17 protein-coding genes are annotated in these 17253 nt (G+C 64.7%); 5 read left to right on the forward strand and 12 right to left on the reverse strand.

Annotated features, from left to right (window positions below; translation table 11 throughout):
- The first annotated feature begins 55 nt into the window (after positions 1–55).
- On the forward strand, positions 56–811 hold the full coding sequence (locus QP415_RS00510) for a hypothetical protein (protein WP_285097856.1): 756 nt from the start codon (positions 56–58) through the stop codon (positions 809–811).
- A 79-nt stretch (positions 812–890) separates the two neighbouring features.
- Here QP415_RS00510 and cmk read toward each other — a convergent pair whose 3' ends face one another.
- Genes cmk through QP415_RS00545 form a run of 7 tightly spaced genes read right to left on the reverse strand, consistent with a single transcriptional unit; the run spans position 891 to position 6836 of the window.
- The gene (cmk, locus tag QP415_RS00515; protein WP_048674920.1) at positions 891–1622 is read right to left on the reverse strand and encodes a (d)CMP kinase; all 732 of its coding nucleotides are present in this window, start codon (positions 1620–1622) and stop codon (positions 891–893) included.
- A gap of 13 nt (positions 1623–1635) precedes the next feature.
- Complete coding sequence (locus tag QP415_RS00520; RefSeq protein ID WP_048674917.1) at positions 1636–2850, reverse strand: prephenate dehydrogenase; 1215 nt, start codon at positions 2848–2850, stop codon at positions 1636–1638.
- Entirely contained in the window at positions 2847–3596 is a 750-nt protein-coding gene (locus QP415_RS00525) for a pseudouridine synthase (RefSeq protein ID WP_285097861.1), read from the reverse strand. Before QP415_RS00525 ends, QP415_RS00520 begins: the two co-directional genes overlap by 4 nt.
- Entirely contained in the window at positions 3593–4153 is a 561-nt protein-coding gene (gene scpB, locus QP415_RS00530; RefSeq protein ID WP_285097864.1) for an SMC-Scp complex subunit ScpB, read from the reverse strand. Before scpB ends, QP415_RS00525 begins: the two co-directional genes overlap by 4 nt.
- Positions 4146–5024, reverse strand: coding sequence for a segregation/condensation protein A (locus tag QP415_RS00535; RefSeq protein WP_285097867.1), 879 nt, complete (start codon positions 5022–5024; stop codon positions 4146–4148). Before QP415_RS00535 ends, scpB begins: the two co-directional genes overlap by 8 nt.
- Entirely contained in the window at positions 5008–5871 is an 864-nt protein-coding gene (locus tag QP415_RS00540; RefSeq protein ID WP_016461691.1) for a ParA family protein, read from the reverse strand. Before QP415_RS00540 ends, QP415_RS00535 begins: the two co-directional genes overlap by 17 nt.
- Before the next feature lie 17 nt (positions 5872–5888).
- Positions 5889–6836, reverse strand: coding sequence for a site-specific tyrosine recombinase XerD (locus QP415_RS00545; RefSeq protein ID WP_016461692.1), 948 nt, complete (start codon positions 6834–6836; stop codon positions 5889–5891).
- 127 nt (positions 6837–6963) lie between these two features.
- On the opposite strand from QP415_RS00545, the gene tkt reads away from it, so the two are divergent.
- The 4 genes from tkt to pgl all read left to right on the forward strand — a co-directional run bounded on the left by tkt (position 6964) and on the right by pgl (position 12424).
- Positions 6964–9048 carry a transketolase gene (gene tkt / locus QP415_RS00550; protein ID WP_285097872.1) on the forward strand — a complete coding sequence of 695 codons (2085 nt, stop codon included), beginning with the start codon at positions 6964–6966 and terminating at the stop codon, positions 9046–9048.
- A 166-nt stretch (positions 9049–9214) separates the two neighbouring features.
- The gene (zwf, locus tag QP415_RS00555) at positions 9215–10741 is read left to right on the forward strand and encodes a glucose-6-phosphate dehydrogenase (RefSeq protein ID WP_285097874.1); all 1527 of its coding nucleotides are present in this window, start codon (positions 9215–9217) and stop codon (positions 10739–10741) included.
- Entirely contained in the window at positions 10738–11679 is a 942-nt protein-coding gene (locus tag QP415_RS00560; RefSeq protein ID WP_285097877.1) for a glucose-6-phosphate dehydrogenase assembly protein OpcA, read from the forward strand. The genes zwf and QP415_RS00560 overlap by 4 nt, the downstream gene beginning before the upstream one ends.
- Position 11680: 1 nt before the next feature.
- Positions 11681–12424 (forward strand): 6-phosphogluconolactonase, encoded by a 744-nt coding sequence (pgl, locus tag QP415_RS00565; RefSeq protein ID WP_285097880.1) that lies wholly within the window; start codon positions 11681–11683, stop codon positions 12422–12424.
- A 132-nt stretch (positions 12425–12556) separates the two neighbouring features.
- Here pgl and secG read toward each other — a convergent pair whose 3' ends face one another.
- The 5 genes from secG to whiA all read right to left on the reverse strand — a co-directional run bounded on the left by secG (position 12557) and on the right by whiA (position 17239).
- Positions 12557–12802, reverse strand: a complete 246-nt coding sequence (gene secG, locus QP415_RS00570; RefSeq protein ID WP_048674885.1) for a preprotein translocase subunit SecG — start codon at positions 12800–12802, stop codon at positions 12557–12559.
- A 162-nt stretch (positions 12803–12964) separates the two neighbouring features.
- Positions 12965–13741, reverse strand: a complete 777-nt coding sequence (gene tpiA, locus QP415_RS00575; protein WP_016461699.1) for a triose-phosphate isomerase — start codon at positions 13739–13741, stop codon at positions 12965–12967.
- Between the two features lie 3 nt (positions 13742–13744).
- Positions 13745–14935 (reverse strand): phosphoglycerate kinase, encoded by a 1191-nt coding sequence (locus tag QP415_RS00580; RefSeq protein ID WP_285097886.1) that lies wholly within the window; start codon positions 14933–14935, stop codon positions 13745–13747.
- Between the two features lie 107 nt (positions 14936–15042).
- Positions 15043–16050, reverse strand: coding sequence for a type I glyceraldehyde-3-phosphate dehydrogenase (gap, locus tag QP415_RS00585; RefSeq protein ID WP_016461701.1), 1008 nt, complete (start codon positions 16048–16050; stop codon positions 15043–15045).
- Between the two features lie 205 nt (positions 16051–16255).
- A complete protein-coding gene (whiA, locus tag QP415_RS00590) occupies positions 16256–17239 on the reverse strand; it encodes a DNA-binding protein WhiA (RefSeq protein WP_016461702.1) in 984 nt (327 codons plus the stop codon).
- Positions 17240–17253 lie beyond the last annotated feature (14 nt).

The raw sequence follows: 17253 nt of genomic DNA on the forward strand, positions 1-17253 counted from the left end.
TCCTAGACCGCTCCATCGCGCTGGACCGCCAGATCACGCTGGGAGGAAACACCACATGCTGTCTCATCGGCTCCTCATCTGCGGAGCCACCCTCGCCTGCGCGACGACCGCTCTCATCGGTCCTGCGACGCACGCGTCTGCCGAACCACACACATCGACCGTCGCAAGTACCGTCATGCCTGCACCTGGTGGCACGAGCGACCGCAACGAGGCATCTGTCCCCCGCACTCCCCCAGTTAGCGTGACTTCAAGCACCGTTGCTCCCGCACGCCGTAGTACCTCGACGAGTTCGGAATCAGGGGCGACCGCCATCGCGGTCCTCATCATGATCGGGGTTTTCTTCGTCATCTTGTTACCGGCCTGCATCATCCAGGTGATCGTCTACCGACGGGCACGCAAGGATATCCACGACATGCCGAACTACACCGGCGCCAACGGCCCCCAGTACGGTGTCACGGGCTATCCTCAAGGCACCGAGGCCCCCGGTCGCTCGTGGTATACGGGATTCAGCCCGCCGTGGTCGTACAAGCATCCCTACACCGGACGGCAGAGCTCACCCGGATCGTTCCCCGGCAACGGGTACGGTACTAATCCGACGCAGGGACAGGGCTACGGCATGCCAACAGCTCAAGGTCCGGCATACGGCACAGCGCCCAACCAGGGGCCGACCTATGGCTACGGCACCAATCCGACGCAGGGACAGGGCTACGGCATGCCAACAGCTCAAGGTCCGGCATACGGCACAGCGCCCGACCAGGGACCGACCTATGGCTACGGCACGCAACCCCCCAGAGGAATCTCGCAGGGATAGAACAACCCGGCTACTGACGCAGAGCATGAGTGTGCCCCGCACCTATCGTGCGGGGCACACTCATGCTCACTTGCGCGTATTACTGGGCGTCGCGGCGCACCAGGTCCTCATCGACGTAGGCGAGAACAGCCTCGCACACACCCTCGATATCGAGACCCGTGGAATCGACAGTCGCGACGCCGGGTGCCGCGACCATGAACTCTGATACTGCGGAGTCCGCCTTGTCGCGTCCCTCTACCTGAGCGCGCACAATCTCCATGTGTTCCTCGGTCGCATCACCATAGAGTTCGAGCGTGCGGCGACGTAGACGCGCCTCCTGATCGGCAAGTAGAAGGATACGCACGTCAGCGTCAGGGCAGACCACGGTCGTGATGTCGCGTCCCTCCGCAATCATCCCGGAGCCTTGCTCTCGGGCCTCCATCATGCGCCTGCGCTGTTCCGTCGCCATCCACGCACGCACGTCAAGATTCGTCGACACGTGCTTGATCTCCAGCGCGATGCGCGGTTCACGGATCTCCTGAGTGATCTCACGCTCCTCCACCCACACGTGTGGATCCGACGGGTCAGAGACCAAGCGCAGCGGCATCTCGTTTGCCGCAGCCGCAACTGCGGCTTTGTTGGCCAGGTCGATGCCGCGATCCAGGCAGTACCACGTGAGCGCACGGTACATCGCGCCCGTGTCGAGATATCCGATGCCAAGCCTGGCCGCCAGAGCCTTCGAGACCGTGGACTTGCCAGAGCCCGCCGGGCCGTCGATAGCGATCGTGATACCGACGCGCGAAATGGCGTCCTGACGCATCGAGTCGTTCATTGCTGCATTCTCCTCATCGAGGTGTTGAGTGGGTGATGAGTCGCCAGCCCCGCTCCTGCAGGTCTGCGACGCAGCGGTCGGAAACCGCGGGGTCGATCATGACACGGGCAACACCAGCCTGTGCACCCGCCGAATGTTCAAGGACGAGGTCCTCAATGTTGATGCCAGACTCGCCAAGCTCGCTGAAGAGTCGCCCAAGCGCGCCCGGCTCGTCGGGAATGAGAACCTCAATTTCCGCGTAGCGCGACGGAGCACCGCCGTGCTTACCAGGAATACGGGACACCCCCTGGTTACCAGCGGTCATGACGCGGTTGATGGCCCCAACGCTCCCACCGCGTAGCGGCCCCAAGTCGGCGGCAGCATCCAGGTGCGTGAGAAGGTCATCAAGATCGCCTCTCAGATCGCGCAGAATCGATGCGACGGGCCCTGCGTTGCCCGCCAAGATGGCGGTCCAGAGACGAGGGTCAGAGCCCGCGATACGCGCAGTGTCACGCAATCCCTGGCCGGCCAGGCCGAGAGCCTGGGCGGGAGCATCGACAAGGCGTGCGGCGAGCATCGACGACACAAGTTGCGGGACATGCGACACGAGGGCAACCGCATGATCGTGCGTTCCAGCGTTCATCTCGAGCGGCACGGCTCCAACGTCCGTCGCCAACGCTCGTGCAGTCAGCACCGCGCGCGGCCACGTCGTCTCGTGAGCGACGATCACCCACGGGCGTCCGTAGAACAGGTCCGCATCGGCAGCCCCGGCTCCGCTGCGCTCGCGACCCGCCATCGGGTGCGAACCGACGTAGCGCGACGCCGCGTCAAGACATCCCTCAGAGCGCAAACCAGAGAGGACATCGGCAACGACAGCATCCTTCACCGACGCAACGTCGGTGACAATCGCGTCGGGGAAACGCAGCAACGACTCGACGATGATGCGGTCGGCGACATCCGGGGGTGTCGCGACGATGACGAGACGTGGAGCCTCGTAGCCGAGCCGATCCGAGCCGCACCCGGAGCGGCGCACCCCGGCCTCGGCGAGAACGTCACCAAAAGCCTCACCCGCACCGACATCGCAGGCCAAGCGTAGCGACGTGGGGGAGGCATCCTCCAGGTAGACGCGCACTCCCCCGGCCCGCAGCGCAAGGCCAAGCGACGCACCGAGCAAACCCGAGCCGATGATGAGAACCGGACCGACAGTCGATACGACTCGCTGCCCGAGCGCCCCGCTCTCGCCACTCACAGTCCGACGGCTCCGTACAGCGCAGTCAAAGCATTGCCCTTGACGCGTCGAGTCGTCCCCTGCTTGAGGTGGTCAAGCGTGATAGGGCCGAAACCGGTGCGCACGAGCTCACGCACCGGGTATCCGACGGCCTCCATCATGCGGCGCACCAGTCGGTTACGCCCCTCATGCACAACAATCTCGACGGTCGTGATGTCGCCGTAGGTATCGACGATGCGGAAGGAATCAACCTTGATCGGGCCATCCTCCAGCTCAATTCCGTTCATGAGGGCACGCTTGACGCCCGGCTTCACCTCGCCGTGCAGACGCGCCACGTAGGTCTTGCGAATCTCGTAGGACGGGTGAGTCAGGCGATTCGCCAGCTCACCATCGTTGGTCAGCAGGAGGAGGCCGGAGGTGTCGATGTCCAGGCGACCGACGTGGTACAGACGCTCCGGATAGTCAGCGATGAGGTCCGCGATCGTGGGACGGCCCTCCGGGTCACTCATCGTCGACACGGTGCCGATCGGCTTGTTGACCGCCAGGACGATGTGCTTGGTCTCGTCGAGGATCAGCCGCTCACCATCCACGTGAATGACCTGCTTTGTGGGGTCGACACGCACGCCCTGGCTGCGCACAACGGTGCCGTCGACGCTCACGCGACCGTCGGCGATCATCTGTTCGGATGCGCGCCTGGATGCGACGCCGGCCTGGGCGAGCACCTTCTGCAGGCGCACTCCACCCTCGGTGTAGGGGTTAGCCCTCATAGTTCTTCCTCCAATTCATCCAGCGCGTCGGCGTCTGGCAGGTAGGGTGCCAACGGTACCAGCTCCGACAGGCTCGTTAATCCCATTTTCTCAAGAAATTCGCCGGTCGTCCCGTACAGGCGCGCACCGGATGGTGTCAGTCCCGTCTCTTCTACAAGGCCTCGAGCCATGAGGGTGCGCACGACACCATCCACGTTGACTCCACGGATACGGGAGATCCGAGTCCGTGAAATGGGCTGGCGGTAGGCAATGACGGCCAATGTTTCCAGGGCGGCCTGCGACAGGCGGGCGTGAGACGATCCGACGACGAAGCGGCCGACGACGTCGGCGTATGCGCGAGCGGAATAGATGCGCCAGCCACCCGCCACCTCGCGCAGCTCAAAACCGCGCGGGTGATCCTGCCCCTCGCCCAGGTACTCAGAGGCAAGCGCGCGCAGTTCGGCATCAATGTCGTCAGCACTGACGCCGAGGACGTCGGCGAGTTCGGATGCATCAACCGGCTCCGATGCCACCATCAGAATCGCCTCGATGGGGCCGCGCAGCATGTGCTCACTCATCAGCGTTATCTCCTTCGCCGTCAGATCGTGTGGCGCTGTTCGACGAGGCCGGGGCAAGGTCTTCGTCGCCCGCTCCCGAGTAGTCATCCACATCGATATCGATGCGGCCCTGTGTGCCAGTCCAGTGAATCGTGAGCGCCCCGAGCGCGTTCTCCTGATCGAACTCAACAGCGCCTCGCCGATAGAGCTCAAGCAGGGCGAGGAAACGTGAGACGACCACGGCACGCGTGGCAGCGTCCTCAACGAGTTCGTGGAAGGTCATAGAACCCGCTTGCGCGAGCATCGCACTGACGAGGAGCGCCTGCTCGCGCACGGGCACAACAGGATCGTGCAAGTGCGTGACCTGCACCATCGGCGTTGCGGCAGATAACGCATCGGCGGCGAGCCGAGCGAGGTCCTCGGGCGTTGTCAACCAACGCAGCTCGGGAAGAAGCGTTGCGAAATGCGCCTCCAGGGGCACATCCCTGGCGACGTACGAGCTGTACTCCCCCATCCGCTGATCAAGGTATTTCGCTGCTTCCTTGAACGCGCGATACTGAAGGAGCCGGGAGAAGAGCAGATCGCGGGCCTCCAGATCGGCCTGCGAGGCATTCTCCTCCTCGTCGATAACCGGCAGCAGGTGAGACGCCTTCATGTCGAGCAGTGTCGCTGCCACGACCAAGAACTCCGTCGTACGAGATAAGTCCGGAGACGCCTGCATGAAGGCGATGAACTCATCGGTCACCTGGGCGAGTGCAACCTCAGTGATGTCGAGTTTTTTGCGGGCGATCAGCGACAGGAGAAGATCGAAGGGGCCTTCAAAAACCGGGAGCGAAACGGCGAAAAGGTCAAACTCCCCCTGGACCTCGAGACTGTCAGGCCGCGTCACCACGGGCAATGACTTCCCGCGCGAGTCGACGGTAGGCGTGTGCGCCCGCGTGGTTGGGAGCATAGGAGGTGATCGGCTCGGTCGCCACAGACGCGTCCGGGAACTTGATGGTGCGGCCGATGCGCGTATCGAACACGAGGTCGCCGAATGCCTCCTGCAGGCGCTGGAGGACCTCACGCGAATGCAGCGTGCGCGAGTCAACCATCGTGGCGACGATGCCGTCAATCTTGAGACGCGGATTGATGCGATCGCGCACCGTCTCGATGGTCTCGACGAGCAGCGCGACGCCACGCAGTGCAAAGAACTCCGCCTCCACCGGGACGATCACTCCATGAGCCGCGGTCAGGGCATTGACCGCGAGCAAACCGAGGGACGGCTGACAGTCGATCAGAACCACATCGTAATCGGCTTCGACATGCCGTAGAACGCGGGCCAGCGCGCTCTCGCGGGCAACCTCATTGACGAGCTGCACTTCAGCCGCGGACAGGTCAATGTTTGCTGGAATGATGTCGAGGTTTTCCGTCGATGTGTGGCAGATCGTCGCCTTGACGTCCGCCTTCGGGTTCATGAGCAGCGTGTAGATCGTCTGCTCCATGTCGAGCGCATTAATGCCCAGGCCGACGGAGGCGGCACCCTGGGGATCGAAGTCCACGATCAAGACCCGTCGACCGTACTCGGCCAGCGCGGCGCCCAAGTTGATAGTCGTCGTCGTCTTGCCGACGCCACCCTTCTGATTGCACATCGCGATCACGCGAGCGGGACCGTGCCCCGACAGCGGCGCGGGCACAGGGAAATCGACCGGCTCTTCGCGCAGGTCGGGCGTCAGCGTAGGATGCGAGTTCGTGGTCACGCCCCCATCCTAATTCATCACCGCGCGGATGCATCGGTGCCACGCGCCCGCGGGTGCGACAGGGTGAAAACCTCACGCAGCGCTTGTGCGGTCACCTGGGTGTAGATCTGCGTCGTTGCGACCGACGCATGCCCGAGAAGCTCCTGAACCTCGCGTACGCTCGCGCCCCCCTCGAGCAGGTGCGTCGCGAACGAATGCCGCAACGTATGCGGAGAAACACGATCCCCCAGATCAGCGGCCTGAGCCGCGCGTCGGATAGCCGTCCATGCGCTCTGTCGCGACAGCGCACCACCGCGTGAGTTCAGAAAGAATGCCGTCTCTCCCCTGCCTCGTGCTGCCAAAGCCGGTCGAGCACGCACCCCGTATGCGTGGAGCGCGTCGACGGCGAAAGAACCGACCGGAACGATCCTTTCTTTACGCCCTTTGCCGAACAGGCGCACAACGGGAACGTCGCCATCGAGATCGAGGTCATCCGCGCTCAGGGACACCGCTTCAGAGACGCGCGCCCCGGTTGCGTACAGCAGCTCGAGCAGCGCCGCGTCACGGAGGCCGATCGGTGAATCGTCGGCGTGAGCAGCATCGAGCAGACGCCCGACCTCATCGATGGAGAGAGCCTTGGGCAGATGACGCCCCTGACGCGGGGCATGCAGCTGAGCGGCCGCGTCCGTCGCGACCACTCCTTCGGTCAGCGCGTACTTGTGCAGCCCGCGGATCGCAGCCGACGCACGTGCCACGGACGATGCGGCGGCAGGAGTTCCCGTGACCGCTCCAGATGCCAGACGCATCATGTAGTCCTCGATGTCGCGCACGCTGACGTCCCCAATATCAATTTTTCCGCGATCCTTCATGTCAAACGCGTATCGGATGGCGTCCCGGCGATAGTTTGAAACTGTATGCGCGGATGCCCCCTTTTCAACGCGCAGATAATCCACCCAGTCGCGGACGAGAGCTTCCAGAGACGTCATGGTGACAGGGTAAGCGACTGTGCAACATATGTGCGTGAGCGCTATCGGCATTCGCACATATTCGCTAGACTGTGACGCGGTAAACCATTTCCGCCCCAACGCTGGGGCCCAACACCTGGAGACCACCGTGTCACTTCACTGGGATCACATTGATGACGAAGCGGTCAAGACCGCTAAGCTCCTCGCCGCCGACGCCGTCGAGCAGGCAGGATCGGGCCACCCCGGTACTGCGATCTCGCTCGCCCCCGCCGCCTACCTCCTCTACAACAAGGTCATGAACGTCGATCCTGCCGACCCGCGCTGGATCGGACGCGACCGTTTCATCCTCTCGGCCGGCCACTCCTCGCTGACCCAGTACGTCCAGCTCTACCTCTCCGGCTTCGGTCTTGAACTCGACGACATCAAGACGCTGCGTACCGCCGGCTCCCTCACCCCCGGCCACCCCGAGTACGGCCACACCAAAGGCGTCGAGATCACCACCGGCCCCCTGGGCACCGGCATCGCGTCCGCCGTCGGCTTCGCCATGAACGCCCGCCGCGTCCACGGCCTGCTCGATCCCGAGACTCCGCTCGGTGAGTCCGTTTTCGACCACAACGTCTACGTCATCGCCGGCGACGGCTGCTTCGAAGAGGGCGTCTCCGCCGAGGCCTCCTCCCTGGCAGGCACCCAGGAACTCGGCAACATCACTGTCATCTGGGACGACAACCACATCTCCATCGAGGACAACACCTCGATCGCCTTCACCGAGGATGTCCTGGCCCGCTACGAGGCCTACGGCTGGCACGTCCAGCGCGTCGACTGGCTCGGCGAGGACGGCTCCTACGAGGAGAACACGGCGGCTCTGAACGACGCACTCGAGGCCGCCAAGGCCGAAACAAAGAAGCCCTCGCTCATCGCGCTGCGCACCATCATTGGCTGGCCGACCCCCGGCAAGCAGAACACCGGTGGCATCCACGGCTCCAAGCTCGGCTCCGAGGCCCTGAAGGGCCTGAAGGAGGCCCTGGGCGCCGATCCCGAGAAGATGTTCGATGCCGATTCGGCAGTCGTGGACGAGGTTCGCGCCCGCGCCGCCGCTCGCGCAGCCGAGTACCGCAAGGACTGGGACGCGCGCTTTGAGGCGTGGAAGGCCGCGCACCCCGAACAGGCCGCCCTGCTCGAGCGCCTCCTCGAACGCCGCCTGCCCGACGGCTGGGAGACCGCGCTGCCGACCTTCGAAGAGGGCAAGGCCATCGCGACCCGCGCCGCCTCCGGCCAGGTCCTCAACGCGATCGCCCCGGTGCTGCCCGAACTGTGGGGCGGTTCCGCCGACCTCGCCGGTTCGAACAACACGTTCCTCAAGGGCGAGCCCTCGTTCCTGCCCGCGCACCGTTCCTCGTCGGCGTTCAGCGGCAACGAGTTCGGCCGTAACCTCCACTTCGGCGTGCGCGAATTCGCGATGGGCGCGGCCCTCAACGGCATCGCCGCCGACGGCTTCACCCGCGCGTACGGCGGCACGTTCTTCGTGTTCTCCGACTTCATGCGCGGCGCTGTGCGCCTCGCCGCCCTCATGGACCTGCCGGTCACCTACGTGTGGACCCACGACTCCATCGGCGTCGGCGAAGACGGCCCGACACACCAGCCGATCGAGCACCTCGCCTCCTACCGTGCGATCCCGAACTTCGCTGTCGTGCGTCCCGCTGACGCCGCTGAAACGGCCGCATCCTGGAAGGCCATCCTCGAGCAGTCCCACCCGGCAGCCATCGTCCTGTCGCGCCAGAACCTGCCCAACCCCGCACGCGGCGAAGGCACCGGCCTAGCCACCACCGAGGACCTCGCCCGCGGCGCCTACGTCCTGGCCGACACCGAGGGCACACCCGACGTGATCCTGCTGGCCTCCGGCTCCGAGGTTTCCGTCGCCCTTGAGGCACGCGAGGCCCTGGCAGCCGAGGGCGTGGCCGCCCGCGTCGTGTCCGTCCCCTGCCTCGACTGGTTCGAGGCCCAGGACCGCGAATACCGCGACTCCGTCCTGCCCCCGTCGGTGCGCGCCCGCGTCTCTGTCGAGGCCGGCATCGCTCTGCCGTGGTACCGCTGGATCGGCGACGCCGGCCGCGCCGTCTCCATCGAGCACTTCGGCGCCTCCGCGCCGGGCGAACTCCTCTTCAAGGAGTATGGCATCGATGCCGAGCACGTGGCCGCCGCTGCGAAGGAATCCATCGAGGCCGCTCGTTCGTGACTTTTTAGTCAACTGAACTGAACATAGGGCTGCTGGCGCGCGAGGGCGTGCCAGCAGCCCTATTCTCGTAAACATGTGTGGGTCCTCGGTCCCGCTGCGCTCACCCCAAGGATGACGCGTCCGGGCCCCGGCCTCGTCCCAACCCTTCTGCGAACGGAGACTACTCGTGACCAACGAGATCCCCACCCTGCGCGACCCCCAGGACCGCAGGCTTCCGCGTATCTCACCGCCCTGCGGCCTTGTCATCTTCGGTATCACCGGTGACCTCGCCCGCAAGAAGTTGCTCCCCGCGATCTACGATCTCGCCAACCGAGGTCTCCTCCACCCCGCGTTTTCTCTGACCGGCTTTGCGCGCCGCGACTGGAGCCCGCAGGATTTCGAGGAATACGTGCGCGCGTCCATCGAGGCGCACACCCGCACCGGATTTAACGAGGGCACGTGGAACCAGCTGCGCTCCGGACTGCGCTTCGTCTCCGGTACCTTCGACGATCCGGAAGCCTACCGTCGCCTCGCCGAGACCGTCGCCGAACTCGACCACTCACGCGGCACCGGCGGCAACCACGCCTTCTATCTGTCCATTCCTCCGTCGTACTTCCCGGTCGTCGCCAAGCACCTGTCGGACACCGGCCTCAACAAGCGACAGGGCCGCGAATGGCGACGCGTCATCATCGAGAAGCCCTTCGGACACGATCTCGAGTCGGCGCGCGAGCTTTCCGACGTGATCTCGCAGATCTTCGACGAGAAGGACGTCTTCCGCATCGACCACTACCTGGGCAAGGAAACCGTCCAGAACATCATGGCCATGCGCTTCGCGAACGCCATGTTCGAGCCTCTGTGGAAGGCAAACTACGTCGACTCCGTGCAGATCACGATGGCGGAGGACATCGGCATCGGCACGCGCGCTGGTTACTACGACGGCATCGGCGCAGCCCGCGACATCATTCAGAACCACCTGCTGCAGCTCATGGCACTGACCGCCATGGAGGAACCCGTGCGCTTCACGCCCGAGGAAATCCGAGCCGAGAAGGAGAAAGTTCTCTCCGCAGTACGCCTGCCCGATGACCTAGCCATCGACACCGCACGCGGCCAGTACGCCAGCGGTTGGCAAGGAGGAGATCGCGTACGCGGTTACCTCGAGGAGGACGGCATCCCCGCCGACTCAACCACCGAAACCTTTGCAGCGATCAAGCTTTTCGTCGATACACGCCGCTGGGCGGGCGTGCCCTTCTATCTACGTGCAGGCAAGCGCCTCGGCAAGCGCGTCACCGAAATCGCGGTGATCTTCAAGCGCTCGGCACACGTGCCATTCGGCAGCTCGGCCCTCAGCGAATCCGCACAGAACGCGCTCGTTATCCGCGTCCAACCGGACGAAGGCCTGACCCTCAAGCTAGGCGCCAAGGTTCCGGGCACTTCGATGCAGGTGCGCGACGTCACCATGGACTTCGCCTACGGTCACGCGTTCACCGAGGACTCCCCCGAGGCGTACGAGCGGCTCATCCTTGACGCACTCGTCGGTTCCGCTCCCCTGTTCCCGCACCAGCACGAGGTCGAGGCCTCGTGGAAGATCCTCGACCCGATCCTGTCCTTCTGGGAAACCCAGGGGCAGCCCGAGCCCTACGCCCCCGGCACCTGGGGTCCCCAATCCGCGCACGACATGTTGGCCCGCGACGGCCGTTTCTGGAGGCTCCCGTGATCATCACCCTGAAGAACACCACGTCCGCCGAGGTTGCCTCCCGCATCGTGGAGCTGCGTGACGAGCGCGGATCGGCCGCCCTCAGCCGCGTCCTCACGCTGCTCATCTGCGTGCCCGACCTGATCGATGTCGACAACGCGATCGATGTATCCGACGCGGTGTCACGCGAGCATCCCTGCCGCGTCATCGTCATCGTCGAACCCGAGTCCACCGAAGGAACCGCACGCCTCAACGCTCAGATTCGCGTCGGCGATGCAGCGGGATTGTCCGACATCATCATCCTGGAACCGCGCGGCGAGGCAGCATCGAACATTGACTCGCTCGTCATGCCACTGCTCCAGTCGGACACTCCTGTCGTCACCTACTGGCCGGTGGCTCCGCCGCAAAATCCTGGTACGCACCCACTCGGCCGCCTCGCGGTCAAGCGCATCACCGATTCGCGTGCGACCGAATGCCCGATGGCGACGCTGTCCGCGCTGTCGGCCGTGTACACCCCCGGCGACATCGATCTCGCGTGGGCCGGTGTGACGCTGTGGCGTGCGCTGCTAGCCGCCATCGCCGAAGACTTTGATCGCCTGCCATCCTCGATCCGCGTCGCGGGTAACGCGACGCACCCCTCGCCGTTCCTCGTCGCTGCGTGGCTGCACCACCAGCTGGGCGTTCCCGTCGAGCGCGTCGTCGATCCCGAAGCCCTCACGATCACAGACATCACGTTCTTCTTTGATGATGACACGACCGTGTCCCTGTCGCGCAGTGCCTCCTCGTCGGTGGCGCGCCTCTCACGCCCGGGCCTCGAGGATCGAAGCGTCAACCTGGCACGCCGCTCCGTTCAGGACTCGCTCATGGAAGACCTGCGCCGTCTCGATCCGGACGTCTACTACGGAGAGCTCCTCACCGAGGAGCTGCCGCGCCTAGCTCTGTCCTCTGAAGGCGAGTGACATGGTTTCTGTTCACACGCTCGAGGTCTTTCCAACTATCGACGAGCTGAATACCGCCGTTGGTCGCGCATTTTTCGCGCGTCTGCGCGCGCTCATTGACGAGGCCGACACCGATGTGCGGGTCAACGTTGCCATTTCCGGCGGAGCCATCACCACGTCTCTTCTCCCCTCGCTGGCGCCGCATGTCGATGAGGTTGACTGGTCGCGCGTTCGCGTGTGGCTGGTCGATGAACGCTACGTTCCGGCCGGGGATGCGGACCGTAACGACGATCAGGCCTGGGATGGCTTCCTCCATGCCGCCACCGGCGTAGAGTTCATACGCATGCCGACATCGGATGAGTCCGCGCCTGGCGCTGGATCGCTTGACGATGCGACCAGGGCGTTTGCTAACACCTGGCTCGCTCTCATGGGTCAGGGATCCTTCGACATCGCACTGATCGGAATGGGTCCCGACGGGCACATCTGCTCGCTCTTCCCGGGGCGCATCGACATGGACGAGGCCTCCCCTATTCTGGCGATTCGCAATTCGCCCAAGCCCCCGCCCGAGCGCATCACAGTGTCGATGCCTGTCATGCGCGCGTGCGGCGAGGTATGGCTCACGACCACCGGTGAAGCAAAGGCCGACGCGCTTGGGCGCGCCTTTGCCGACGCCTCTGCGCTCGACGTGCCCGTTGCGGGAATTCTCTCCCCGTCGACTCGTGTCTACGTGGACGAGGCAGCGGCCTCGCGATTAAACCTCGCGTAGAGACACCACACCATGACGTTGTGGGGCCGTCTTCTTACAGAAGACGGCCCCACTTTCTAACGCTTTCCAGGGGTATAAAATGGCTCCCCGCTCACGAGCGGAGAGCCACAGGGCGATGTCAATGACGACCCATCAGCCAGCGAACTTCGTGAGAAGCACGTATCCGATGATGCATGCCAGCCAAATGAACAGCGTACCCATCGTAATGCGGTTCAGGTTACGCTCGGCGACACCGGAGGAGCCTGCCGACGAGGAAATACCGCCACCGAACATGTCCGAGAGGCCGCCGCCCTGTCCCTTGTGCATGAGGATGGTCAGGGTCAGCAGGATGCTGGTCAGGAAGATCAGCACGATCAGCACATTGTTCAGAATGGTCACAATCAATCCAGTTTCTATCGCAGGTCGCCCCGACTCGAGGCACATATAGCCCTATCTTATCCGAGAATGCCGGTGGGGCCAACCGGCACACCGGTTGGCCCCACCTCGCGTCCGCTCCGACCCGGCTCAGGTGGCCGGATGGTACGGGCGCGCGAGCGTTGCTCAGGCGTAGAAGTTCGCCATGGCGGCGAAGGAGTCAGCCTTCAGCGACGCGCCGCCGACGAGACCGCCGTCGACGTCGGGCTGAGCCATGAGCTCCTTGATGTTGCCGGGCTTGGCGGAGCCGCCGTAGAGGATGCGGGTGGACTCGGCGGTCTCGGCGCCGAAGTCCTCGGCCAGGGCGGCGCGAATGGCACCGCACACTTCCTGAGCATCCTCGGCGGATGCCGTCTCGCCGGTGCCGATGGCCCAGATGGGCTCGTAAGCGATGACGATCTTGGCGACCTCTTCGGCCTTCCAGCCGGCGAGGGCGGCGCGGATCTGGCCGAGCACGAAGTCGACGTAGGTGCCAGCCTTGCGGATCTCGAGGGCCTCGCCGCAGCACAGGATCGGGGTCATGCCAGCGTCGAAGACCTTGCGGGCCTTGGCGCCGACGAGCTCGTCGGACTCACCGTGGTACTCGCGGCGCTCGGAGTGGCCCATGACCACGTAGGTGACGCCGAGCTTGGTGAGCATCTCGGTGGAGATTTCACCGGTGTAGGCGCCATTGTCGTGGATGGAGACGTCCTGGGCGCCGTACTTGATCTGGAGATCATCGGCGTCGACGATGGTCTGAACGGTGCGGATGTCGGTGAACGGCGGGATCACGAGGACCTCGCACTTGGAGTAGTCGTGGCCAGCATCGGACAAAGCCATCGCCAGGCCCTGGACAAGGTGGTTGGCCTCGAGGTGATCGAGGTTCATCTTCCAGTTGCCGGCCATCAGGGGGGTGCGTGCCATGAGTCAGTCCTCCAGAACTGCGATACCGGGCAGAACCTTGCCCTCGAGGAGCTCGAGGGAGGCGCCACCACCAGTGGAAATGTGGGAGAAGGTCTTCTCGTCGAAGCCGAGCAGGCGCACGGCTGCGGCGGAGTCGCCGCCGCCGATGACGGAGAACATGGAGCCCTTGGACAGGGCTTCGGCGACGGCGCGGGTGCCGCCGGCGAACGCGTCGAATTCGAAGACGCCCATGGGGCCGTTCCAGGCCACCGTCTTGGCGGTCGCGAGCTTGTCAGCGAAGAGCTTCGCGGACTCGGGGCCGATGTCCAGACCCATCTGGTCATCAGGAATAGCGTCGACCTTGACGACGGTCGCGGGCGCGTCGGCCGCGAACTCGGGGGCGACGATGACGTCGACGGGCAGGACGAGGTCGACGCCGCGCTCGGCGGCCTCGGCGATGTAGCCCTTAACGGTGTCGATCTGGTCTTCCTCAAGGAGAGACTTGCCCACCGAGTAGCCCTGAGCGGCGAGGAAGGTGAAGACCATGCCGCCGCCGATGAAGAGCATATCGGCCTTCTTCAGCAGGTTGGCGATGACGCCGAGCTTGTCGGAGACCTTGGAGCCGCCGAGGACGACGCCGTAGGGGCGCTCGGGGTCGCCGGTCACCTTGGACAGGGACTCGATCTCCTTGAGGACGAGCAGGCCGGCGGCCGAGGGCAGCAGCTTGGCGATGTCGTAGACGGACGCCTGCTTGCGGTGGACGACGCCGAAGCCGTCGGAGACGAACGCGTCGCCGAGCTTGGCGTACTCGCGGGCGAGCTCTTCGCGCTCCTCGTCGACCTTGGAGGTCTCACGGGGATCGAACCGGACGTTTTCGAGCAGGGCGATCTCACCATCACCCAGAGCGGCGACCGTCTCGGCAGCGGAGGGGCCAACGACGTCGGAGGCCAGCGTGACCTTCACGCCGGAAAGCTCAGCGAGGCGCTTGGCGACGGGGGCCAGCGAGAAGGCGGGGTCGACCTTGCCCTTGGGGCGGCCGAGGTGGGCCATGATAACGACCTTGGCACCAGCGTCGGTGAGGGTCTTGAGGGTCGGCAGGGCCGCGCGGATACGGCCATCATCGGTGATGACGCCGTCCTTGAGCGGAACGTTGAAGTCGGAGCGGACGAGGACGCGCTTGCCGCGCAGGTCGCCCAGGGTGGAGATGGTCCTCACGAGGAGTCCTTTCGGTCTGAAGGCGGTGGCGATGTAGGAGATGCCCGTGCACGAGGGTGCACGGGCATCTCGCTGATCAGCTCATGGCTGGTGTATCAGCTGTGTGCTCAGGCGAGCTTGGAGCCGACGAGGGCGGTGAGGCGAACGAGAGCGTTCGAGTAGCCCCACTCGTTGTCGTACCAGGACAGGACCTTGACGAGGTTGCCGATGACCTTGGTCTCGGTGGCGTCGAAGATCGAGGTGTGCGGGTCGCCCACGATGTCGGAGGACACGATCGGATCCTCGGTGTACTCGAGAACACCCTTGAGCTCACCCTCGGCAGCGGCCTTGACGGCAGCCTTAACGGCCTCGACGGAGACCTCCTTCTTCGCGATGAAGGTGAGGTCGGTCAGGGAGCCGGTCGGGGTGGGGACGCGGACGGCGAGGCCATCGAACTTACCCTCAAGCTCGGGCAGGACCAGGGCGACGGCCTGGGCAGCACCGGTCTTGGTGGGGATCATGTTCAGGGCCGCGGCGCGGGCGCGACGCAGGTCCTTGTGAGGAGCGTCGAGGACGCGCTGGTCACCCGTGTAGGAGTGGATGGTGGTCATGATGCCGCGCTCGATGCCGAAGTTCTCCTCGAGAACCTTGGCCAGGGGGGCGAGGCAGTTGGTCGTGCAGGAGGCGTTCGACACGATGTTCATCGTGGCGCCATCGTACTTGTCCTCGTTCACGCCCATGACGAAGGTGCCGTCGACGTTCTTCGCGGGAGCGGAGATGACGACCTTCTTGGCGCCAGCGTCCAGGTGAGCCTTGGCCTTCTCGCCGTCGGTGAAGAAGCCGGTGGACTCAACGACAACCTCAACGCCGAGCTCGCCCCAGGGCAGGTCGGCGGGGTTACGCTGTGCGAGCACCTTGATGTGCTTGCCGTCGACGACGATGCCCTCGTCATCGTAGGAGACCTCGCCCTGGAAGCGACCCGTGATCGAGTCGTACTTCAGCAGGTGAGCGAGGGTCTTGTTGTCGGTGAGGTCGTTAACGGCGACGATCTCGATGTCCGCGCCCTGCTCGAGAGCAGCGCGGAAGAAGTTGCGGCCGATGCGGCCGAAGCCGTTGATGCCAACGCGGGTGGTCACTATGTTCCTCCTGCTCGTGCCCCTCGCGGGGCACGGTATTCGATGCAACCGGGCGTGCGGGTTGCCAGCCCGGCCCGCAGATGTCTGCGGTTCCAGCAGTTCCTAATCTACACCCCAGAGCGTGCTCTGTCACAATCCAATTTGAAAATCTGCACGTGGGGTAATTCTCGTTTGAATCGAGACGTTGTGGCAGGAACCAGGGACCTCAGTCCTCATCGAGCATGTCGAGGGTGAGCGCGGATTCCGTATCGGGAATGCCTCGTTCGTGTGCGACCTTGTCGGCAAGCGCCAGGAGTCGGCGGATGCGCCCGGCGACGGCATCCTTGGTGAGCGGCGGATTCGTGTGCTTGCCGAGCTCTTCGAGGGACGCCTGCTTGTACTTCAGCCGCAGGGTACCTGCCTCGAGCAGGTGAGCCGGTACGTCGTCCCCAAGAATCTCAAAGGCTCGCTCAACGCGGGCACCGGCGGCGACCGCAGCGCGAGCGGAACGGCGTAGATTCGCATCGTCAAAGTTAGCCAGTCGGTTGGCGCTGCCCCGCGCCTCGCGGCGTTCGCGTCTCTCCTGCCAGGCCTCGAAGGTCTGGGGTGCACCCATCGCGGAAATCAGGGTACCGATCGCATCAGAGTCGCGGACGGACACGCGGTCGGTGCCGCGCACCTCCTTCGATCGCGCTGCTGCTCCCAGCTTGCGCGCACAGCCCACCATCGCGAGAGCCACCTCGGGGCCGGGGCACGTGATTTCGAGCGACGAGGAACGTCCGGGTTCCATGAGCGAGCCGCGGGCAAGGAACGCACCGCGCCAAATCGCCGCGGCCTCTGCGGTACCCGAGGCGACAAGAACGGGTGGCAGGCCACGCACAGGACGGCGCAGTGAATCGACGAGACCAGTTAAGCGAGCGAGCTCGTCGGCCTTGTGAACGACACGCACAACGTAGCGCTTGCCTCGCCGCAGAGACGATCCGGACACCACGACGACGGAGGACTCGGCGTTGTACAGCGCCTGCAGATAGGTGCGCAGGCGTCGCGCAGCGACGGGTGAGTCGAGCTCGGCCTCGACGAGGATGCGACCGCCCACGAGGTGCAGGCCACCCGCAAAACGCAGTGTCGCGCTCACCTCGGCGGCCACCTCGGACGGCGTCGTGATGACGGCGCGCGCCAGCTCGTCCTTCATGTCAGATGTCAGAGACACGGATTCTTCCTCGG

The organism is Pauljensenia sp. UMB3104 (assembly GCF_030217285.1).
GTDB lineage: Bacteria > Actinomycetota > Actinomycetes > Actinomycetales > Actinomycetaceae > Pauljensenia.